At 41.3% G+C, this 2,741-nt stretch carries 3 protein-coding genes; 1 reads left to right on the top strand and 2 read right to left on the bottom strand.

Features of this window, described 5'->3' with window-relative positions; translation table 11 throughout:
• Positions 1 to 324 precede the first annotated feature (324 nt).
• Positions 325 to 465, top strand: a complete 141-nt coding sequence (locus CSQ88_RS23100; protein ID WP_180273779.1) for a hypothetical protein — start codon at positions 325 to 327, stop codon at positions 463 to 465.
• A 408-nt stretch (positions 466 to 873) separates the two neighbouring features.
• Here the strand turns inward: CSQ88_RS23100 and CSQ88_RS22185 are convergent, their stop codons facing one another.
• On the bottom strand, positions 874 to 1,608 hold the full coding sequence (locus CSQ88_RS22185; protein ID WP_143449575.1) for a hypothetical protein: 735 nt from the start codon (positions 1,606 to 1,608) through the stop codon (positions 874 to 876).
• A gap of 56 nt (positions 1,609 to 1,664) precedes the next feature.
• On the bottom strand, positions 1,665 to 2,417 hold the full coding sequence (qatD, locus tag CSQ88_RS22180; protein ID WP_099400230.1) for a Qat anti-phage system TatD family nuclease QatD: 753 nt from the start codon (positions 2,415 to 2,417) through the stop codon (positions 1,665 to 1,667).
• Positions 2,418 to 2,741: the final 324 nt, after the last annotated feature.

Here is a 2,741-nt window from a genome sequence, read left to right as displayed (position 1 = left end):
TGAGCCACGCGCAGTAGCCACTCCCCGCGCCGCGTCTGCAAATCCCCCATAAATCCTCCTGCTTGATAAAAACCTCAGCATGACGAAAAAAGGAAAGGGCGTTTAGATGGGAGGGCTAGGCGCTTACTTTCTAACCACCAGCGCGGCTGTATGAGCTCCTGCTTCCGCAACGTCTGCCACCGCGATCAATATTGGAGGGGCAGGGCATGGCCCAAGATAACTGGCTATGGACTGCTGGATCATTCATAAAATACAGGGGTAATCCCCCCACAAAACCAGCTCATTTTTAAGTAGAATTTTTTCGCAGCCTTTGAGGAACTTTACATGAAAGCTGTACGTTATTCCGATCGCCAGATTATGGCGATTTTAAAGCAGGTTGAAGCCGATTTGGCTTTAACTGATATGTGCCGAAAGCATTACATGAGTAATGATTTTTATGAGCTAATTATTCTGTTTCCCGGATAATTTCAACTCTTCCATTTTTAACGTTAACCTCAAATCGATGAGAATGACTAGACTTAACTTTTGAAGAGGAAAAACATCCATAATCGTTTGGGTTTTTAAATTCATAATAAAATCAAATTGACTTGATTTTGTTGTTGTTGGCGATTTTGATTAAATTGTTTTTAAGTTCTGAAAGCTCGCTATCTTTGTTTCTATTTTGGTTAATAGCATCAAAATAGAAGATAAAACTTTTCTCTATTATAAGTGCCTAGGCATAAATTACCCCATGCTTTTCAAACATGTGTTTTTCGTAAGGTGGAAACTCCGTAGGCGTTACGCACCAAGGGCCGGCGAGCAAGAAATGCACTTGCACACCCTACTAAAATCACATCTTTTTTACTTTAAAAATGCGTGATAACTTATGTGGGACTACTTATTGCCTTCCAGTTCAACCCCGATCTCGTCGGTCATTGCGTTTGGTACGATAAAGTCTAGCATTGATTCATTGTTGACCGTTTTGGTTGTTACTTTAAATAAATTGAAATATATTAATATGTCGTTATTTTCATTTGATACCTTGCAGAAAATGTCACTTAAGCCTGTATGTGCGCCATTTGTTGGTCTTGTGTGTGGATTTTCGGTATAGCCGACATACTCAACATTACTACTAATTCCTAAATTGATATTAGACTCATCTAAAAAATCATGAATTGAGGATGTGGTACGGTTACCACTTTCGTCGGTTAGAGTGATGTATTTATCAGTTAGGTAAAGTTTTGGATTGCTATATTTGTTTAAAGTGACATTAAAAAACTTGCACCATATAGTCTCAGGTCGTTCCTCCTTTCCAATTAATATATGAATTTTTGTTTTTCGTGTAATTGGATTGTAACGTGGTCTTTTTTTTGCATTAAACCTAACTTTAATTCTGGAGCAGATAAAATATACAAAACGCTTTTCTAAGTTCTCCTCAACAGCATTTTTAACTTTTTTTAGATAATCAACTATTAGTTTTCTTGTGTCAAAATACTCAGCCACCTCTTTTGGATTTACAACTAAATCGTACCAATATTTATGATAAGTTTGGAGTTCTACAGCCCATTCTTTATCTGACTCTTTGTAGATATTATTGTTTTTTATTGATTTAAAAAATCCTCGACTCAAAATCATCACCTTTTATAATTTAAGATTTAATAGGCTAATAGAAAAATATTAGTTATTTATTTTTCACATGAATACTGATCGGTCAAAAGCGTAATCAAACGTAGTCCATTTGAATTCAGCACTAGTGATGTTTCTTCTTTTGATATGCACCAAGTTTCAGCAAGTCTTGAAGCCACCGATAAAGCTTCCCACGGCATCACATTGATACCTCGGATCTTAGCAAATGGTCCATCGCTCTCCGAAACCACCCGGTCACGCGGCATTAATGCTGCCAGTTTTCGTCCATTAGCCGATTCCATCATTCCAGGCCCTACGCTGAACCAACATCCTGTTTCGGCTGCGCGTCTAAGCAACGAAGGCGAATCGGTAAACCAATGAAGCACCGCAGTGCCGAAACCAGGGTTCGCATCAAGGATGTCTAAAACTTTGCCAGCAGCAGCCCGCGAATGAATACTGAGAACTCGCCCTCCCAATCGAGCAGAGTTTTCTACAACTGATTTAAATATGTGTATTTGAAACTTAAAGTGCTGGCTAAACCGTGCGGAGCCATCTAAACCAATTTCACCGACCCCAGTGCAAGCCTCCATCTGGGATAGCAACATCTCAAGTTCGCCATACTTTTTATCTGCCACTTCTGGGTGGAGACCTGGAGAAATGAAAATCTTCTGGCTGGCTGGCAGAACTCTAGAGGTTGCAGCGTACGCCCTTGGACTCGTCGTCACTAGCCATACAAACTCTGTTCGCTTCAGAGCTTCAGTGTAGATTTGCTTCGCGTCTGGATAGAGGTCCAGGTGGCAGTGAAAATCCATCACAGCACACAATCTCTTCGAAGCAATGCAGCCAGCTCAGCCAAGCCCTGCTCGGCAACGTGACGGTAGTGCGGACGGTCAGCGGCAGATGCAAAAGTCAACGTGGCTCCCAAAAAAGAATCAATCCCTCTCTGTTCAACAGTAAGCACAGCGCAAGCCACCGCCATCGGGTCATCCGCACTCGTCTTTCCTGCCGCCGGTAATTGTCAAAGTAGTTGAGATGTTTTTACGATTTAAGCGACCTGTAATTCCTCGCTTGTTTTAGGCTCAATGACCCGGTCCGGGTTCAATTGCACTTCATCTTACCAGCTCCAGTTTCGCGTC

The organism is Iodobacter sp. BJB302, from assembly GCF_002735645.1.
GTDB lineage: Bacteria > Pseudomonadota > Gammaproteobacteria > Burkholderiales > Chitinibacteraceae > Iodobacter.
Note: the sequence above shows the minus strand (reverse complement) of the source record. Positions and strands in the feature narration are given on the sequence as shown.

Excerpts from the sequence above, each read along its gene's own strand:
- CSQ88_RS23100 (WP_180273779.1), top strand. The coding sequence starts at position 325 with ATGAAAGCTGTACGTTATTCCGATCGCCAGATTATGGCGATTTTAAAG.
- qatD (WP_099400230.1), bottom strand. The coding sequence starts at position 2,417 with ATGGATTTTCACTGCCACCTGGACCTCTATCCAGACGCGAAGCAAATC.